Genomic DNA, 15,003 nt, shown 5'->3' on the forward strand with positions numbered 1-15,003 from the left:
CCTGGCAGACAGGGACGTGGAGTGACGCAGGCATGACGAAACCGGCCTGACCGTGAGATCAGGCCCGGGGCACGGATCAGCTCAGCGGCGGGGACGTGACCTCCGCCCGGGGGTCACTGCCCGTCGACGGGGCCCAGGAAGTCCTCGCGGATGCGGTCCACACCTTCGGCAGAGATCTGGAAGCCGTGCTCCTGGCCGGCATCGATGATGATGCCTGCGCCGGCGAGCGACTGCACCACGGCCACGCCGGGGGCGTCCACGGCGTGAGGGGCGTGCTCGGCATACTCAGCGGGGACCAGATCGGTTCCGGAGAACAGGGCGATCAGCGGGTTGCCCTCGCTGTCCTGCAGGGTCAGAGGGTTCACCGAACCCGTCTCCGGGGTGACCTCCTCCGCACTCAGGAAGTACACGGTGGAGGTGAGGAAGGCGCGGATGATCTCGCTGGGCTGGGCGTTGCCGTCCCTGCCGGCCACCAGGGTGTCGCGCAGGTCGGGCAGCTGCTCGCCCTCGGGGGTCTCGTCGGGAGTCTGGGCATCGGGGTTCTGAGGAGTCTCGCTCATCCGTCCACGCGATCACGTCCAGCGGCGGAATGCAAGGCAGGGCCGCGGGCTCGGCCTCAGGCGCCGTCGGCCTCGGTCCGAGGCCGACGGCGCTTCCGGTCTGCGCCGGTGTGAGCATCGTCATCTTCCCTTGGGCCGGTGTTCACCTCGACTCACCAGGCCCGTCATGTCGGGTGACAAGAATTCACCGGGGTCGCCGGACGGACGCCTGGCGGCACGCATCACACCCGCACACATGAGAGGACCGTGACACTACACGCCATGGCACGACGACGCTCCACAGCCACCTTGACTGCTTTCCTCGCACTGGGCCTGACATCTTTGGGACTCACAGCCTGCGATTCGGAAGCCGAGGCTGAAGCCGGTTCCGCCGACGCCTCGGACCCTTGCCCCGACACGTTGCGCTTCTCCGACACCGGGGTGGAAGGGCTGGAGACTCTGGTCCTGGAGTTCGAGGACTTCCGGGTGGCTCTGGAGGAGGCGACCGGCAAACAGGTGGACTTCTACCCGATCTCCTCCCGCACCGCCGCCGCCACCGCCCTGGAGTTCGACGAGATCGACCTGCTGCTGACCGGGCCCGCCGAGTACGTGGTCCTGCGGCAGGAGGCAGGTGCGCTTCCGGTGGTCGGGGTGACGCGTCCGGACTATCGGGCCATCCTCGTCGCGGGGGCGGATCAGGGGATCGAATCCGTCGCCGACCTCGAGGGCGGCACGGTGATCACCAAGGAGGTGGGCTCCACCTCTGGGCACCTGGGGCCACTGGAGATGCTGGTCTCCGCCGGGCTGGAACCCGGTGTCGACGTCGAGGTGGTCCCGTTGGACTCCACACGCATCGAGGCCTTCGCCAGTGGGGAGGGCGACGCCCTCGGCACCGGGCTGAAGGACTTCGAGGAGATCGAGGAGGAGATGGGGGAGGGCACCGTGGTGCTCCTCGAGGAGGGGCCGGACCTCCCCAATGACCTTTTCGTCGCCCGGGAAGGGCTGGGGCAGGACTGCACCGCCTGGCTCCAGGATGAGCTGGAGGAGAATCAGGAAGTCCTGCTGGAGGCGATCGTGCAGACCGGGGAGAACGACAAGTATCTCGAGTCCGAGCTCGTGAGGGCCGAGGACGCCGACTATGACCCCACCCGGACCGCCTTCGAGGCCGCGGGCTTCGAGCAGTACTCCGACCTGCCGGATGAGGACGAGCAGTGAGCTCGCATCAGCTCCCCGCGCCGCGTTCCGCCCCCGCACGCCCCGGTCAGGCTGTCCGGGTGAGCGGCCTGGTCAAGGAGTTCGCCACCGGCACGCGTGCCCTGGACGGTGTGGACCTGGAGATCTCTGCCGGTGAGACGGTGGTGCTGCTCGGCGCGAACGGCTCGGGCAAGTCCACCCTGCTGAAGTGCCTCACCCGGTTGGTCGAGCCCACCGAGGGAACCCTGCACCTCCTGGGACGTGACGTCAGGGGAGCAGGTCGCGCCGAGCTGTCGGGGCTCCGGCGTGAGGTCGGCGTCGTGTTCCAGCACATCAACCTGGTGGACCAGCTCAGCGTGCTCACGAACGTCGTCCATGGGGCGCTGGGCCGCGAGCCCTCTGCCCGGACCTGGTTCGCGATGACCGCTCGGGCCGAGCTCCGGGAGGAGGCCATGGAGGCCCTGGGTCGTGTCGGGCTGGCCCATGTGGCGGGCCGCCGCGCCGAGCAGCTCTCCGGGGGCCAGCGACAGCGCGTCGCTGTGGCGCGCATGCTCATGCAGCGGCCCCGGATGGTGCTCGCCGACGAACCGGTCGCGGCCCTGGATCCGCGTGCGGGCCGCGCGGTGATGGATCTGCTGTGGGAGATCGCCGAGGAGCGCCGGCTCACCCTGGTCTGCACCCTTCACCAGCTGCCGCTGGCTCGCGACTACGCTCGCCGGGTGGTCGCACTGCGTGCTGGTCGGGTGGAGCTCGACGCCGACATCGCCGTCCTCGCCGACGCCGAGCTGGACGGTCTCTATGCCGCCGAACGAGAGGATGAGGGACTGGCCGGGGACCTCGGCACACGCACAGCCCCGCACCGGGCGACGGGGGCTCACCGTGAGGCGGTCGACGCGTGAGCGCCCCGCTGCTGACCCGGCCCGAGGGCGTCCAGGCACCGCCGCGCTGGAGGCGGCCTCGCTGGATGACCGTGGCGGTCCTCGTCGTGCTGTTGGTCCTGGTGGTCAATGGCCTGCTGCGTCTGGACGTGGAGTCGTCCAGGCTGTGGGGGTCTCCGGCTCGCACCTGGGACTTCATCTCGCGGGGTTTCCCTCCGAACCTCGACCGGGCCCCGCAGCTTGGTGAAGCGATGTGGGAGACCCTGGAGATCGCCGTCATCGGCACCGTGATCGGGGTGCTGCTCAGCGTCCCGGTGTCTCTGCTGGCGGCGCGCAACATCGCGCCGAAGCCGGTGGCGGCCCTCGTGCGAGTGGTGCTGAGCACTCTGCGTGCGGTGCCTGATCTGGTGTGGGCGATGATCTTCGTGATCTCGGTGGGGCTGGGGCCGCTGGCAGGGATCCTGGCGATCGCGGTGGATGTGCTCGGATTCGCCGGGCGGTTCTTCGCCGAACGCGTCGAGGAGGTGGATCGTGGTCCGTTGGACGCCCTGCGCTCCACGGGGGCGAAGACCTCTGCCGTGGTCGTCGGGGCGGTGCTGCCGGCCTCCCTGGCCTCTTTCACCGGCACCAGCCTGTACTGCCTGGAGAAATCTGTCCGCGGGGCGGTGGTGTTGGGCCTGGTCGGCGCGGGCGGTATCGGCGTCGAACTCAACGTGGCGTTTCAGATGCGGCAGTTCGACACCGCCTTCACCATCATCATCCTGATTCTGGTGGTGGTCCTGGTGGCGGAGCGTCTCAGCTCGGCGGTGCGTCGGCGGATGATCGGCGCCGACCAGCTGGTGTGACATGTGCCGGCTCCCGCGCGGGTGCGCGGGGGCCGGTGCGGTACCTTGGCACCGTGCTGCTTTCAGACCGTGACATCCATGCCGAGCTCGACGCCGGACGCATCCAGCTGGATCCGCTCGACGAGAGCATGATCCAGCCCTCGAGCGTCGACGTGCGCCTGGAGCGCATGTTCCGGCTGTTCGACAACCACAAGTACGCGCATATCGACCCGTCGGTGGAGCAGCCCGATCTCACCCGGCTGGTGGAGGTCGACCCGGACGAGCCGTTCGTGCTGCACCCGGGGGAGTTCGTCCTGGGAGCCACCTATGAGGCCGTCTCCCTGCCCGACGACGTCGCGGCCCGCCTGGAGGGGAAGTCCTCACTGGGGCGGCTGGGTCTGCTGACCCACTCCACCGCCGGATTCATCGACCCGGGCTTCTCCGGCCAGGTGACGCTCGAGCTGTCCAACATGGCGACCCTGCCCATCAAGCTGTGGCCTGGCTCGAAGATCGGACAGCTGTGCTTCTTCCGCCTGACCTCGGCGGCAACCCACGGCTACGGCAGCGGCGCACACCAGTCCCGCTATCAGGGGCAGCGGGGCCCGACGGCGTCGCGGTCGCATGAGAACTTCCACCGCACGATCATCCGCTGAGGCGAGTGTCCCGCACCCCCTCCGCACCTACCTGTTCGTCGAGTGGGGAGATTGTGTACACCTACCGGCCGGTTCGGGCGAGTTAGCTGTACACAGATCCCCCACTCGACGGGCGGGGGTCAGTTCTGGCGCGAGCGTCCCGGCCAGGATTTTCAGTGCACGGCCACGTCGAAGTGGTCGTTGTCCACGTCCTTGTGGAACCGATGCCCGTTCTGCCGGTACTCGATCGTGCAGATCCGCATCTTGCTGCTGTTGACCGTCTCCCAGACCTCGTCGTCGCGGATCAGGCGGGGATGGGACCATGTCTCGTTGAACCTGCTCTCAGAGATCCACACGTAGGAGCCGGGCCCCAGCCCGCTTCGGCGCAGGACGCAGGTGCGGGGCTCGCCGTCGGCGGTCTCGGGACCTTTCCCCTGGACAGCGAGCTCGAGCTCTCTGATGTCATCGCCGGTGTGGTTCTCCACCATGACGCCCCACGTTCCGTCCTGGGTGACCCATGTGGCCCGCACCTGCTTGCTGAGCGTGTCGTGGACCTGATGACGTTGGTCCTTATATGACCGATAGGCGATGACGACAGTGAGGGCGGCGATCACGGAGGCCATCGCCATGATCCAGTTGGGCAGTCCGTGGTAGAGGAACTCCTGCATGCGCTCCGCTTTCTCTTGCTTCCGGCAACTGTCTGGGCAGGCGCGACCATGACACCACGAGGTAGTCGGGATGGCAATGAACCTCTTGGGCATCGGCAGTTGCCGAGATTTCCGCCGAGTGGGGGATCTGTGTACACCTGCCGGCCGGTTCGGGCGAGTTAGCTGTACACAGATCCCCCACTCGACGGGACGGGGCCGCTTCGAGTCAGCTCCGGATGCGATGCTCGCGCATCTTCGCCGGGCCCGTGGGGTTCTTCACCAGCAGCATCGCGGCCAGCCCCATCAGCAGGATCGTCACGACGCCGAGGATGATCGCCTTGTCTCCGCGCTGCACGTCGGTGTCCTCGGCGCTGGAGATGAGCAGGATCAGCGAGATCAGCGCCGGAGTGAGGAAGCTGACGCTGCGCCCCGCGGTGGCGTAGAGGCCGAAGAGCTCGGCGGCCCGCGACGGCGGCGCCAGGCGCCCCAGGAACGCGCGTGACGACGCCTGGGCCGGTCCCACGAACAGGCACAATCCCAGCCCGAGGATCCAGAACGCGGTGGTCGGCTCGAGCACGAAGAGTCCGAAGTCGCGTTCGACGTCGAGGAAGTACATGACGCCCGCGATGAGCACCAGGGCGGTCACACAGGTCATGATCACCTGCCGGGGGCCGATGCGATCGTCGAACCACCCGCCGGCGAAGGCGCCCAGCGCTGCGGCGATGTTGCCGGCGATGCCGAACAGCAGGATGTCCCCGGTGGTGAAGCCGAAGACCGTCACGCCCAGGATCGCTCCGTAGGTGAACACCGCGGAGAGGCCGTCGCGGTAGATCGCTGAGGCGAGCAGGAACCACAGGGTGTTGCGGTCCTCCTTCCAGAGGCCGACGATCACGTGGATCAGCCGACGGTAGGACTCGGCGATGGAGACTTTGTCCTGGACCACCTCGGTGTCGGCGGTCTTGACGTTGGTGAACAGCAGCGGCAGGGCCCATAGCAGGAACCATGCGGCGGCGACGACGGCGACCATGCGGATGTTGATGGCCTCCTCGTCACCCAGCCCGAACCAGTAGGGCGGATCCCCGGCGACCAGCCCGAAGTAGACGATGGCGAGGATGACGATTCCGCCCAGGTAGCCTGCGCCCCAGCCGATCCCGGAGACCCGGCCCATGCGCTCGTGATCGGCGATGTCGGTGATCATCGCGTTGTAGTTCAGGTTGGCGAGCTCGTCGAACAGCGTCATGGTGGCCATCAGCGTGACCCCGAGGACCAGGTACCCCTGCTCCGGCTTGATGAAGAAGCAGGCCGCCACAAGCCCCACGACGATGAACGTGTTGATCGTCAGCCACAGCCGACGGCGCCCGGCCCGGTCCGCGCGCTGACCGATCACCGGGGCGGTCACCGCGATGATTCCGCCGGCGATCGCGTTGGCGGTGGTCAGGTACTGGGTGCCCTGCCCGCCGGGGCCGACGGCGTCAGCGATGTAGGTGCCGAAGACGAAGGTCACCATCACTGCGCTCACGGTGGCATTGCCCCAACTCCACAGGCTCCAGGCCGCGATCACCCGCTTGTGCAGCGGCTGGCCGGAGGCGGTGTCATCAGCGTGCACGGCAGAGGTCATAGCCGCATCGTATCGCTGGTCGGGCCGGCGTCCGGGGAGGCCGCCGGTGGACGAATGGCGGATGACTGCGCGATGAATAGTTCAATATTCCCGAAATGATTAAATATTCTTTAAATGAATCACGCTGTTTAGGGAGCAAAGGACAACCGTGTTAACATGGGACGACTCCTCCTCAGTGCGGCTGACGTGGAGCATCCCGCGCCGCACAGCCTGGTCCTCGACGCGGAAGGACACTTATGCTGCTGGTGCTCGCTGTGCTCTTCGCAGTGAGCCTCGCGGCGCCCTGGCTGTTCCGTCGCTTCGGACGGTCCTCCTTCCACATCCTCGCCGCCATCAGCGCACTGGCCATGGTGTGGGTGCTGACCTATCTCCCGCAGGTGCTGCGCGCCGATCAGGGGGCTCCCTCCGGGGCGCCGAACGCCCCGCCGTCGGAGATCACCGAGTGGATCCCGGAGCTGGGGGTGGAGATCGCCTTCCGGGTCGACGCGCTCGCGTTGGTCATGTCCCTGCTGATCCTCGGTGTCGGTGCGCTGGTGCTGCTCTACTGCGCCCGCTACTTCCGATCCTCGGAGGCCTCTGCCGGACCCTTCGCGGGCCAGCTCTTCGCCTTCGCCGCAGCGATGCTCGGCCTGGTGCTCAGCGACGACCTGGTGATGCTCTTCATCTTCTGGGAGCTCACGACCGTCCTGTCCTTCCTGCTGATCGGCTATTCGGCGCATCGCCTCCTGGCGCGCCGCTCAGCGATCCAAGCGCTCGTCGTGACCACCTTCGGCGGCCTGGCCATGCTGGTCGGGCTGCTGTGGCTGGGCGAGCTCGCCGGCAGCTACCGGCTCTCCGAGATCCTCGCCTCGGCCGACCAGCTGCACGGCACGGCGGCCGACGTCGCCCTGTTCCTGATCCTCGTCGGCGCGCTCTCGAAGTCTGCGCTGGTGCCCTTCCACTTCTGGCTGCCGGCCGCGATGGCCGCTCCCACCCCGGTCTCGGCCTACCTGCACGCCGCCGCCATGGTGAAGGCCGGGGTCTACCTGGTGGCCCGCATGGCCCCAGGTTTCCACGAGACCGCCCTGTGGATGCCCACAGTGCTCGGCGTCGGGCTGGCCACCATGCTGGTGGGAGCCTGGCGGGCGCTGCGGCAGACCGACATCAAACTCGTGCTGGCCTACGGCACCGTCTCCCAGCTGGGCTTCCTGGTGATGATCAACGGCCTGGGCACCGAGGACGCCGCCCTGGCCGGGCTGGCCATGCTGCTGGCCCACGGGCTGTTCAAGGCGGCCCTGTTCATGGTGGTCGGCATCATCGACCATGAGACCGGCACCCGTGACCTCACCCGCCTCTCCGGGCTGGGACGCACCCAGCGCGCGCTGTTCTGGATCTCCGCGGTCTCGGTCGCCTCCATGGCGGGCCTGCCCCCGCTGTTCGGCTTCGTGGCCAAGGAGGTCGTCTTCGAATCCTTCTACGGCTACGCAGAGGTCCACCCGGGCTGGGGCTGGGTGGTCATGGTCGGCGTCGTCGTCGCCTCCGCGCTCACCGTGGCCTATTCGGCACGCTTCCTGTGGGGCGCCTTCGGCACGAAACGCGGAGCCACCGGCGAACCGCTGGAGACCACGCACTTCCACGCGCCGGCCGGGGCCGTGTTCCTCGCCGCCCCGGCGCTGCTGGCCGTCGCCACGGTGCTGCTGGCGCTGTGGCCGGCTCCGGTGCAGCGGCTCATCGACCCGTTCGTCTCGCTCTTCCACCCGGTCTCGGAGGGTGCCCCCGGCACCTACCTGGCGCTGTGGCACGGCCTGACTCCCGTGCTGGGCCTCTCGGTGCTGGCCTGGGGGCTCGGCCTGGGGCTGTTCGCGGTGCGGGAGCGCTTCGGCCGCCTGCAGCAGCGCACTCCCGCCGTCTTCGACGCTGAACGCGGTTACCGCTCCTCGGTGAAGGTGCTCGACGTCGTCGCCGTCTGGCTGACCTCGGTGACCCAGCGGGGATCGCTCGCCTGGTATCTGTTCATCATCATCGCGGTCGCCACCGGGGTGGTCTCCGGAGTGCTGCTGTTCACCGCCCACCAGGTGCCGCAGAGCTGGATCATTGCCGAGCAGCCGCTGCAGCTGGTGCTCGCCGTGGTCATCGTCGCCGGCGCGATCGGTGCGGTCTGGGCGCCCAAGCGTTTCATGGCGGTGCTGATGGTCTCGCTGTGCGGCTACGGCATCGCCGGGCTGTTCGCTTTGCAGGGCGCTCCGGACCTCGCGCTGACCGTGCTGCTGGTGGAGTCCATCGTGCTGGTGGTCTTCGTCCTCGCGCTGCGCAACCTGCCGGCGGGGATCTGGACCCAGAATCCGGCACGGTTCAAGATCGGCCGTGTGGTGCTCGGCATCGGCTTCGGGCTGGCCATGATGGGCGCGCTCGCGGTCGGCATGGATTCGCGGGTGGCGGTGCCGATCTCCGAGGAGTTCCCCTGGATGGCCTACGAGGTCGGTCAGGGCGCCAACATCGTCAACGTCACACTGGTGGACATCCGCGTCTGGGACACCTTCGGAGAGATCACCGTGCTGGCGGTCGCGGCCACCGGGGTGGCCTCGCTGATCTTCGTCAAGCGCCGGGATGCACGACGCCGCAGCCTCCACGAGGTGCCCACCGGCTCGGTGGGCCGGGTGCTCAACGAGGACAACCTGACCCCGCGGCAGGCCAAGGAGATCCGGGTGGCCCGGAGCTTCTCCACAGTGGCCCGTGAGGCCTGGCTCGTGGCAGGACGCACGGTGGCCCCTGAGCACCGCTCGATCATCTTCGAAGTGGTGACCCGGCTGATGTTCCACGCGATCATCCTGCTCTCGCTGTATCTGCTCCTGGCGGGGCACAACCTGCCCGGCGGAGGCTTCGCCGGTGGTCTGCTGGCGGGCCTGGCCCTGACTCTGCGCTACCTGGCCGGGGGACGCTACGAGCTGGAGGCCGCAGTGCCGTTCAGCGCCTCCTCCCTGATGGGCTGGGGTCTCGCGCTGGCCTGCTCCACCGGACTGGTGTCCCTGCTGGCGGGCGGGCACATCTTCCAGTCCGCCATGTTGGACGTGGACCTGCCGGTGTTCGGCGAGCATCACGTCGGCTCGGCGATCATGTTCGACGTGGGCGTCTATCTGGTGGTGGTCGGACTGATCCTGGACATCCTGCGCAGCCTGGGCTCCGAGATCGACGTGCGCTCCGAGATGGAGAACCGCGCCGCCGAGCGGGGCGACCCCTACCACGGGCACGGACTCCACTCCGAGACGACCCTGGGGGTGGCCCGGTGACGCTGAATCTGACCCTGCTGATCCTGATGGGCGTGATGTTCGCCGTCGGGATCTACCTGCTGCTGGAACGCTCGCTGACCCGCGTGCTGCTGGGCATCATCCTGATCTCCAACGGCGTGAACCTGCTGCTGCTGCAGACCGGCGGCCGGGCGGGGGACTCTCCGTTGGTGGTCGACGGTGACGTCGACGCACCCTTCTTCGACCCGTTGCCGCAGGCGCTGCTGCTCACGGCGATCGTGATCGCCTTCGCCCTGGTCAGCCTCATGCTCGCGCTGATCTATCGATCCTGGGTGCTGGCCCGTCAGGATGAGCTCTCCGATGACGAGGAGGACCGCCGGGTGGCCTCCCAGCCCATCTATGACCCGGAGGAGGACTCCGAAGTGCCCACCGAGACCACCGAGTTCGCCGTCGAGGACCTCGGGACGTCCCGGCTGCTCAACCCCCGCACGGGTCGGGACGAGGACCTTCCGGTGGCCTCCGCGCACACACCTGAGGACGACGGCGACGGCCGCCCCGATCACGGGACGGGGCGCTGACCCATGCAGACCAACTTCGTGGAGCTGCTGCCCCTGGCGGTGCTCCTGCCGTTCTTCGGCGCCGGCCTCGCCTTCGCCTTCTTCCGGCAGCGGACCACCCAGCGAGCGATCACCATCGGCACGCTGGTGCTCACCGTGATCCTTGAGATCACCCTGTTGGCGGAGACCTGGGACGGCGGGGCCCATGCGGTGCATCTGGCCGGCTGGCCCGCGCCCTTCGGCATCTCGATGGTGATCGACCGGTTCTCCGCGCTGATGCTGGTCGTCTCCTCGATCATCACCCTGGCGGTCCTGCTCTACGCGGTCGGCCAGGGCGCCGCGGAGGAGGGGGACGACGCCGGCCCGGTCTCGATCTTCTACCCCACCTACCTGATCCTGGTGGCCGGGGTGTCCAACGCGTTCCTCGCCGGGGACCTGTTCAACCTGTACGTCGGCTTCGAGATCTTCCTGACGGCCTCCTATGTGCTGCTGACCCTCGGGGGAGGGGAGTCCCGCATCCGGGCGGGGGTGACCTATGTGGTCGTCTCCGTCATCTCCTCGATGCTGTTCCTGATCACCATCGGTGTGGTCTATGCGGCCACCGGCACCGTGAACATGGCGGACCTGGCGCTGAAGCTGGGCGACCTGGACGGTGACATGCAGCTGCTGCTGCATGTGATGCTGCTGGTGGCCTTCGGCATCAAGGCGGCGGTCTTCCCGCTGGCGTTCTGGCTGCCGGACTCCTATCCGACTGCCCCCGCCCCGGTGACGGCGGTCTTCGCGGGCCTGCTGACCAAGGTCGGCATCTATGCGATGATCCGCACTGAGACGCTGCTGTTCCCGGGGGAGCGGATCAACACCGCGTTGATGATCGTCGCGCTGCTGACGATGATCGTGGGCATCCTGGGTGCGCTGGCCCAGGGCGACATCAAACGGATGCTCTCCTTCACCCTGATAAGCCACATCGGCTATCTGGTGTTCGGACTCTCGCTGGTCTCGATTGTGGGCATGTCGGCCACCATCTATTACGTGGCCCACCACATCACCATCCAGACCACGCTGTTCCTGGTGACCGGACTGATCGAGCGCAGAGGCGGGTCCTCCAACGTGGATCGGCTGGGGAGTCTGGCGAAGATCTCTCCCGCTCTGGCCGTACTCTTCTTCATCCCGGCGATGAACCTCGCGGGGATCCCTCCGTTCTCCGGATTTATCGGCAAGCTGGGGATGATCCAGGGCGGGATCGCGGAGGGCACCTGGATCACCTGGACCCTGGTGGTCGGCTCTGTGGTGACCTCGCTGCTGACTCTGCTGGCCGTGGCACGGATCTGGGCGCGTGCGTTCTGGCGCAAGGCCGAGGACGCAGACTCCCCGGACCGGCTGCTGATGTCGAAGACGTTGGCGCACGCGCGGGCGGCGAACAAGCGGCTGCTGCCGATGTCGGTGGTGGCGCCGACCGCCCTGCTGGTGACGATGTCCTTGGCGTTCACCGTGTTCGCCGGGCCGCTGATGTCCTTCTCCCGTGCGGCCGCCCAGGACATGTACGAGCGCACCCCCTACCTTGAGGCGGTGCTGGGGGAGGAGCGCGTGGACGGGGTCCGCGAGGAGCTGGAGGACCTGGCCTCGCAGATACCTGACTTAGACACCGGCGACGGCGGCTCCGACGAGTTCGCCCCGGTGCGGACCTCTTTGGAGCCTGAAGACGAGTCGGCGCAGGAGGCTGATGACCGATGAAGCGACCCCGGACCCCGCTGCCGCTCGAGCTGCCGCTGATCGCCTTCCTCAGCTTTCTCTGGATGGCGATGTGGCAGGACTTCACCCTGGGCACTCTGATCGTCGGGGCCGTGCTGGGCACCGCCGTGGTGCGGCTGTTCTACCTGCCGCCGCTGCGCGGCTCGGGGCGGATCAACATCTGGTGGGTGCTGGTCTTCACGGTCCGTTTCCTGGCGAAGATGGTGGCCGCCTCCTTCCAGGTGGCCTGGATCGCCGTCGTGCGCGGACCGAAGGTGCGCAACTCGATCATCTCGGTGCAGCTGCGCAGCCATGACGACTTCATCGTCACGGTGACAGGCCACGCGCTGGCACTGGTGCCCGGCTCGCTGGTGATCGATGTGGATCGCACCACGGCGACCCTGTACCTGCACTGCCTCAACGTCACCGACGACCACGACGCCGAGCGCATCCGGCAGGATGCCCTGCGCACTGAGGCACTGGTGCTCCGCAGCTGCGGGAACCGATCGGAGCTGGCGGTGGTGAAGGCCGAGAAGCGGCTGGGCCGCGTCAGTGGCTTCTCCAAGACGGAGCGCGATCAGGCGATCCCGACGCGTTCTGCGGCTCCGTCGTCCGCGATGCTCGGTCGCGGCCCCGCCGGCGCCTCAGAGGAGGGAGGGCGCTGATGCTGACCTACGCCTACTGGATCTCCCAGGCGCTGCTGACGGTGGCTGTGCTCTGCTCTGTCTTCCGCGTGTTCCGGGGGCCATCGGTGCTGGATCGGGTGATCAGTGTGGACGTCATCCTGATCATCGTCTCCTCGATGCTGATCACGGACATGGTCGCCCGAGGGCACCAGGACTTCATCCTCTTCGTCGTGGCCACCGCCGTGATCGGTTTCCTCGGGGCCGTGGCGATCGCCCGGTATGTGGCGGTGCGTCGGCCGGAGGATCCCGGGGCGAGCGTGCTCACCGGGGCGCTGCCGCAGGCGGCCACGAGCTCCGGCGGGCCTTCGGGCGCACCGGACGGCGCGGATGCCGGGCCTGGGAGCGGTGGGAGCCCCGCCGGCTCCGGCGTGCCGGGCGCCGCACCCTCGGGTGATGGTGGCGCCATGGACGGTGGGCGGGCGCCGTATGCGGCCAGCCCCTCGCGGCTCGCCGGCATGGACCCGGTGGATCCCCACGGCGGCACTCTTGCTCCCCGCGGCTACGGGGAGGATGAGGACCCGGCGACCTCGTGGTTCCACGAGCTGACCCGTTCCGGCTTCACCACGCGTCGTCGCCGTGCGGCGGAGGAAGAGGGTCAGGACGAGGCTGAGGAGCCCTCTGGAGAGACTCCCGACCAGGCGCCGGGGGAGGGAGCACGATGATGGACCTTCTGGACGCGGAGCTGATGGATCAGATCCTTGATGCCGTGGCCGCCGTCTTCCTGGTGATCGGTGGGCTGATGTCGCTGGCGGCCGGGATCGGACTCGTGCGGCTGCCGGATCTGCACTCACGGATGCATGCGGCCACGAAGCCTCAGGTCCTCGGCCTGCTGAGTCTGCTGCTGGCCGCGGCGATCACCTGGCGCAGCTGGAGCGGCGTCGTGCTCGTCCTGCTCGCCTGGGGTCTGCAGATCCTCACCGCCCCGGCGAGCGCCCATGTGGTGGGGCGCGCCGGGTACCGGACGAAGCACTTTAAGTCCGAGCAGCTGGCGCAGGACGAGCTGGCCCGGGCAGTGGACCGGATCTCGCGGGGCCATGGAGCCCGCCGGGAGATCGACGGGGGCTGAGACCTCCGACGGGGATCCGTGGTGTCGTGCCGTCCTGCTGCGCGCCGCTCAGACCTCAGCCTTATTCGCGTAGGCGGCCTTGATCTTCTTCACCGAGGCCTTGGCTCCGCGCTGGGACAGCACTTGAACGCCTGCGGAGATGGCGGCGGAGGAGATGGCGAAGACCAGGGCCTTCTGCAACGAGATGTCCTCTTCCTCGCTGGCCCGGGGAGTGTCCTCGCCGGTGGCCTGCCGCCAGGCGAACTCGAAGGCCTTGGTGGCGGCGTAGCCGCCGGCCAGGGAGATTCCGGTGGTCAGCAGCTTGTCCATGATCTTGTCCATCGGCACTCCTGAGGATTCGGATGTGGGATTCGGATGTAGGGGTTCTCACGCGAGTCTGGCACAGGGCGACGTCGGCGTCCCGCTCGAGGGCGGGGCTCATCGGTGACCTGCTCAGCCTCCAGCCTAGCGGGCCGGGCCGCCAGGAGGGAGGGGGATGCGCTACTGTGGGGCACGTCATTCGAGACACGACAGGGGAGCGCTCCCCGTCGCCCCCTGCGGGAGACGGAATGCGCTGAGAGTGGGCTGACGGCCCAGACCCTCGAACCTGATCAGGACAACCCGGGCGCGATGCCGCCCGATCAACGCCTGCGAAGGAAGTCGAGCTGTCCTCGGATGCCGGACCTGCACGCCGTCATCGGCTGTCCGCGGCGGCAGGTACGGCTCCCTCCCTGCGTGCTCGTGGTCCACGCTCGTCACACGAGGGAGCATCATGAGCAGCACGCACCGCACCACTGCACCGGCACGCGCGGGGACCCGGCCGCGGACCTTCCGCTGGTCGGTCTCCGACATCGTCGTCGCCTCCACCCTGGCGGTGGCCTCCGGGGTCATCTTCTGGGGATGGAACCTCAGCTACCACGTCGTCGGCGGGCTCTTCGCCGCCTACCCGCCGGCCGCGACCCTGGTCCACGGCATGTGGCTCTTCCCCGCGGTGCTGGGGATGCTGATCATCCGCAAGCCCGGTGCCGCGATCTACTGCGAGATGGTCGCCGCCGTGGTCTCCGCCCTGCTGGGCTCCCAGTGGGGGCTGACCGTGCTGTCCTCCGGCTTCGTGCAGGGGCTCGGCGCGGAGCTGATCTTCCTGGCGTTCCTGTACCGCCGGTACACGCTGGAGGTCGCGATGCTCGCCGGCGCGCTCTCCGGGTTCTTCGGCGGAGCGACCTATCACTGGATCATCCCCATGTACGCCTACGCGCCGTTGGAGACCTTCATCCACATCGGCTGCTTCACGCTCTCCGGGGCGATCATCGCCGGGCTGCTCTCCTGGCTGGCTACCCGCGGGCTGGCGGCCACCTCGGTGTTGGGCCCGCTGGCCTCCCGCCGGGCGCATCAGGAGCCGGTGCTGCGCCGTCGTCGTGAGGGCTGAGCCGA

15 protein-coding genes and 1 riboswitch are annotated in these 15,003 nt (G+C 68.2%); of the genes, 11 read left to right on the top strand and 4 right to left on the bottom strand.

What is annotated here, in order from left to right; all coding sequences use genetic code 11:
• Nucleotides 1–113: 113 nt before the first annotated feature.
• Nucleotides 114–560: an SseB family protein gene (locus tag ODE13_RS07960; RefSeq protein ID WP_179541789.1), complete on the bottom strand. Its 447-nt coding sequence runs from the start codon at nucleotides 558–560 to the stop codon at nucleotides 114–116.
• A gap of 261 nt (nucleotides 561–821) precedes the next feature.
• On the opposite strand from ODE13_RS07960, the gene ODE13_RS07965 reads away from it, so the two are divergent.
• Genes ODE13_RS07965 through dcd form a run of 4 tightly spaced genes read left to right on the top strand, consistent with a single transcriptional unit; the run spans nucleotide 822 to nucleotide 4,088 of the window.
• Nucleotides 822–1,754: a PhnD/SsuA/transferrin family substrate-binding protein gene (locus ODE13_RS07965; protein WP_322478795.1), complete on the top strand. Its 933-nt coding sequence runs from the start codon at nucleotides 822–824 to the stop codon at nucleotides 1,752–1,754.
• 59 nt (nucleotides 1,755–1,813) lie between these two features.
• Nucleotides 1,814–2,632, top strand: coding sequence for a phosphonate ABC transporter ATP-binding protein (locus tag ODE13_RS07970; RefSeq protein ID WP_322478796.1), 819 nt, complete (start codon nucleotides 1,814–1,816; stop codon nucleotides 2,630–2,632).
• Nucleotides 2,629–3,456: a phosphonate ABC transporter, permease protein PhnE gene (gene phnE / locus ODE13_RS07975; protein ID WP_322478797.1), complete on the top strand. Its 828-nt coding sequence runs from the start codon at nucleotides 2,629–2,631 to the stop codon at nucleotides 3,454–3,456. Before ODE13_RS07970 ends, phnE begins: the two co-directional genes overlap by 4 nt.
• Before the next feature lie 53 nt (nucleotides 3,457–3,509).
• The gene (gene dcd / locus ODE13_RS07980) at nucleotides 3,510–4,088 is read left to right on the top strand and encodes a dCTP deaminase (protein ID WP_179541792.1); all 579 of its coding nucleotides are present in this window, start codon (nucleotides 3,510–3,512) and stop codon (nucleotides 4,086–4,088) included.
• Nucleotides 4,089–4,240: 152 nt separating this feature from the next.
• Here the strand turns inward: dcd and ODE13_RS07985 are convergent, their stop codons facing one another.
• Nucleotides 4,241–4,735, bottom strand: a complete 495-nt coding sequence (locus ODE13_RS07985; protein ID WP_322478798.1) for a hypothetical protein — start codon at nucleotides 4,733–4,735, stop codon at nucleotides 4,241–4,243.
• 205 nt (nucleotides 4,736–4,940) lie between these two features.
• Entirely contained in the window at nucleotides 4,941–6,332 is a 1,392-nt protein-coding gene (locus ODE13_RS07990) for an MFS transporter (protein ID WP_322478799.1), read from the bottom strand.
• 236 nt (nucleotides 6,333–6,568) lie between these two features.
• Here ODE13_RS07990 and ODE13_RS07995 point away from each other — a divergent pair, with 236 nt between their 5' ends.
• The 6 genes from ODE13_RS07995 to mnhG are packed head-to-tail and all read left to right on the top strand — an operon-like array spanning nucleotide 6,569 to nucleotide 13,593.
• Nucleotides 6,569–9,598: a Na+/H+ antiporter subunit A gene (locus tag ODE13_RS07995; RefSeq protein WP_322478800.1), complete on the top strand. Its 3,030-nt coding sequence runs from the start codon at nucleotides 6,569–6,571 to the stop codon at nucleotides 9,596–9,598.
• Nucleotides 9,595–10,134, top strand: coding sequence for a Na(+)/H(+) antiporter subunit C (locus ODE13_RS08000; RefSeq protein WP_322478801.1), 540 nt, complete (start codon nucleotides 9,595–9,597; stop codon nucleotides 10,132–10,134). Before ODE13_RS07995 ends, ODE13_RS08000 begins: the two co-directional genes overlap by 4 nt.
• Before the next feature lie 3 nt (nucleotides 10,135–10,137).
• Complete coding sequence (locus tag ODE13_RS08005) at nucleotides 10,138–11,844, top strand: Na+/H+ antiporter subunit D (protein WP_322478802.1); 1,707 nt, start codon at nucleotides 10,138–10,140, stop codon at nucleotides 11,842–11,844.
• Nucleotides 11,841–12,506 (top strand): Na+/H+ antiporter subunit E, encoded by a 666-nt coding sequence (locus ODE13_RS08010; protein WP_322478803.1) that lies wholly within the window; start codon nucleotides 11,841–11,843, stop codon nucleotides 12,504–12,506. The genes ODE13_RS08005 and ODE13_RS08010 overlap by 4 nt, the downstream gene beginning before the upstream one ends.
• Nucleotides 12,506–13,189, top strand: coding sequence for a monovalent cation/H+ antiporter complex subunit F (locus ODE13_RS08015; protein WP_322478804.1), 684 nt, complete (start codon nucleotides 12,506–12,508; stop codon nucleotides 13,187–13,189). Before ODE13_RS08010 ends, ODE13_RS08015 begins: the two co-directional genes overlap by 1 nt.
• A complete protein-coding gene (gene mnhG / locus ODE13_RS08020) occupies nucleotides 13,186–13,593 on the top strand; it encodes a monovalent cation/H(+) antiporter subunit G (RefSeq protein WP_416210609.1) in 408 nt (135 codons plus the stop codon). The genes ODE13_RS08015 and mnhG overlap by 4 nt, the downstream gene beginning before the upstream one ends.
• Nucleotides 13,594–13,641: 48 nt before the next feature.
• Here mnhG and ODE13_RS08025 read toward each other — a convergent pair whose 3' ends face one another.
• Nucleotides 13,642–13,914: a DUF4235 domain-containing protein gene (locus ODE13_RS08025; RefSeq protein ID WP_179541798.1), complete on the bottom strand. Its 273-nt coding sequence runs from the start codon at nucleotides 13,912–13,914 to the stop codon at nucleotides 13,642–13,644.
• Nucleotides 13,915–14,094: 180 nt separating this feature from the next.
• Nucleotides 14,095–14,248, top strand: a riboswitch (TPP riboswitch).
• Between the two features lie 96 nt (nucleotides 14,249–14,344).
• Between ODE13_RS08025 and ODE13_RS08030 the strand changes: the two genes are divergently transcribed.
• Entirely contained in the window at nucleotides 14,345–14,998 is a 654-nt protein-coding gene (locus ODE13_RS08030; RefSeq protein WP_179541799.1) for an ECF transporter S component, read from the top strand.
• Nucleotides 14,999–15,003 lie beyond the last annotated feature (5 nt).

Origin of the sequence: Nesterenkonia sp. HG001 (assembly GCF_034438835.1) — a bacterium.
GTDB classification, from domain to species: domain Bacteria; phylum Actinomycetota; class Actinomycetes; order Actinomycetales; family Micrococcaceae; genus Nesterenkonia; species Nesterenkonia xinjiangensis.

Excerpts from the sequence above, each read along its gene's own strand:
- ODE13_RS07960 (WP_179541789.1), bottom strand. The coding sequence starts at position 560 with ATGAGCGAGACTCCTCAGAACCCCGATGCCCAGACTCCCGACGAGACC.
- ODE13_RS07965 (WP_322478795.1), top strand. The coding sequence starts at position 822 with ATGGCACGACGACGCTCCACAGCCACCTTGACTGCTTTCCTCGCACTG.
- ODE13_RS07985 (WP_322478798.1), bottom strand. The coding sequence starts at position 4,735 with ATGCAGGAGTTCCTCTACCACGGACTGCCCAACTGGATCATGGCGATG.
- ODE13_RS07990 (WP_322478799.1), bottom strand. The coding sequence starts at position 6,332 with ATGACCTCTGCCGTGCACGCTGATGACACCGCCTCCGGCCAGCCGCTG.
- ODE13_RS07995 (WP_322478800.1), top strand. The coding sequence starts at position 6,569 with ATGCTGCTGGTGCTCGCTGTGCTCTTCGCAGTGAGCCTCGCGGCGCCC.
- ODE13_RS08005 (WP_322478802.1), top strand. The coding sequence starts at position 10,138 with ATGCAGACCAACTTCGTGGAGCTGCTGCCCCTGGCGGTGCTCCTGCCG.
- ODE13_RS08010 (WP_322478803.1), top strand. The coding sequence starts at position 11,841 with ATGAAGCGACCCCGGACCCCGCTGCCGCTCGAGCTGCCGCTGATCGCC.
- ODE13_RS08015 (WP_322478804.1), top strand. The coding sequence starts at position 12,506 with ATGCTGACCTACGCCTACTGGATCTCCCAGGCGCTGCTGACGGTGGCT.
- mnhG (WP_416210609.1), top strand. The coding sequence starts at position 13,186 with ATGATGGACCTTCTGGACGCGGAGCTGATGGATCAGATCCTTGATGCC.
- ODE13_RS08025 (WP_179541798.1), bottom strand. The coding sequence starts at position 13,914 with ATGGACAAGATCATGGACAAGCTGCTGACCACCGGAATCTCCCTGGCC.
- ODE13_RS08030 (WP_179541799.1), top strand. The coding sequence starts at position 14,345 with ATGAGCAGCACGCACCGCACCACTGCACCGGCACGCGCGGGGACCCGG.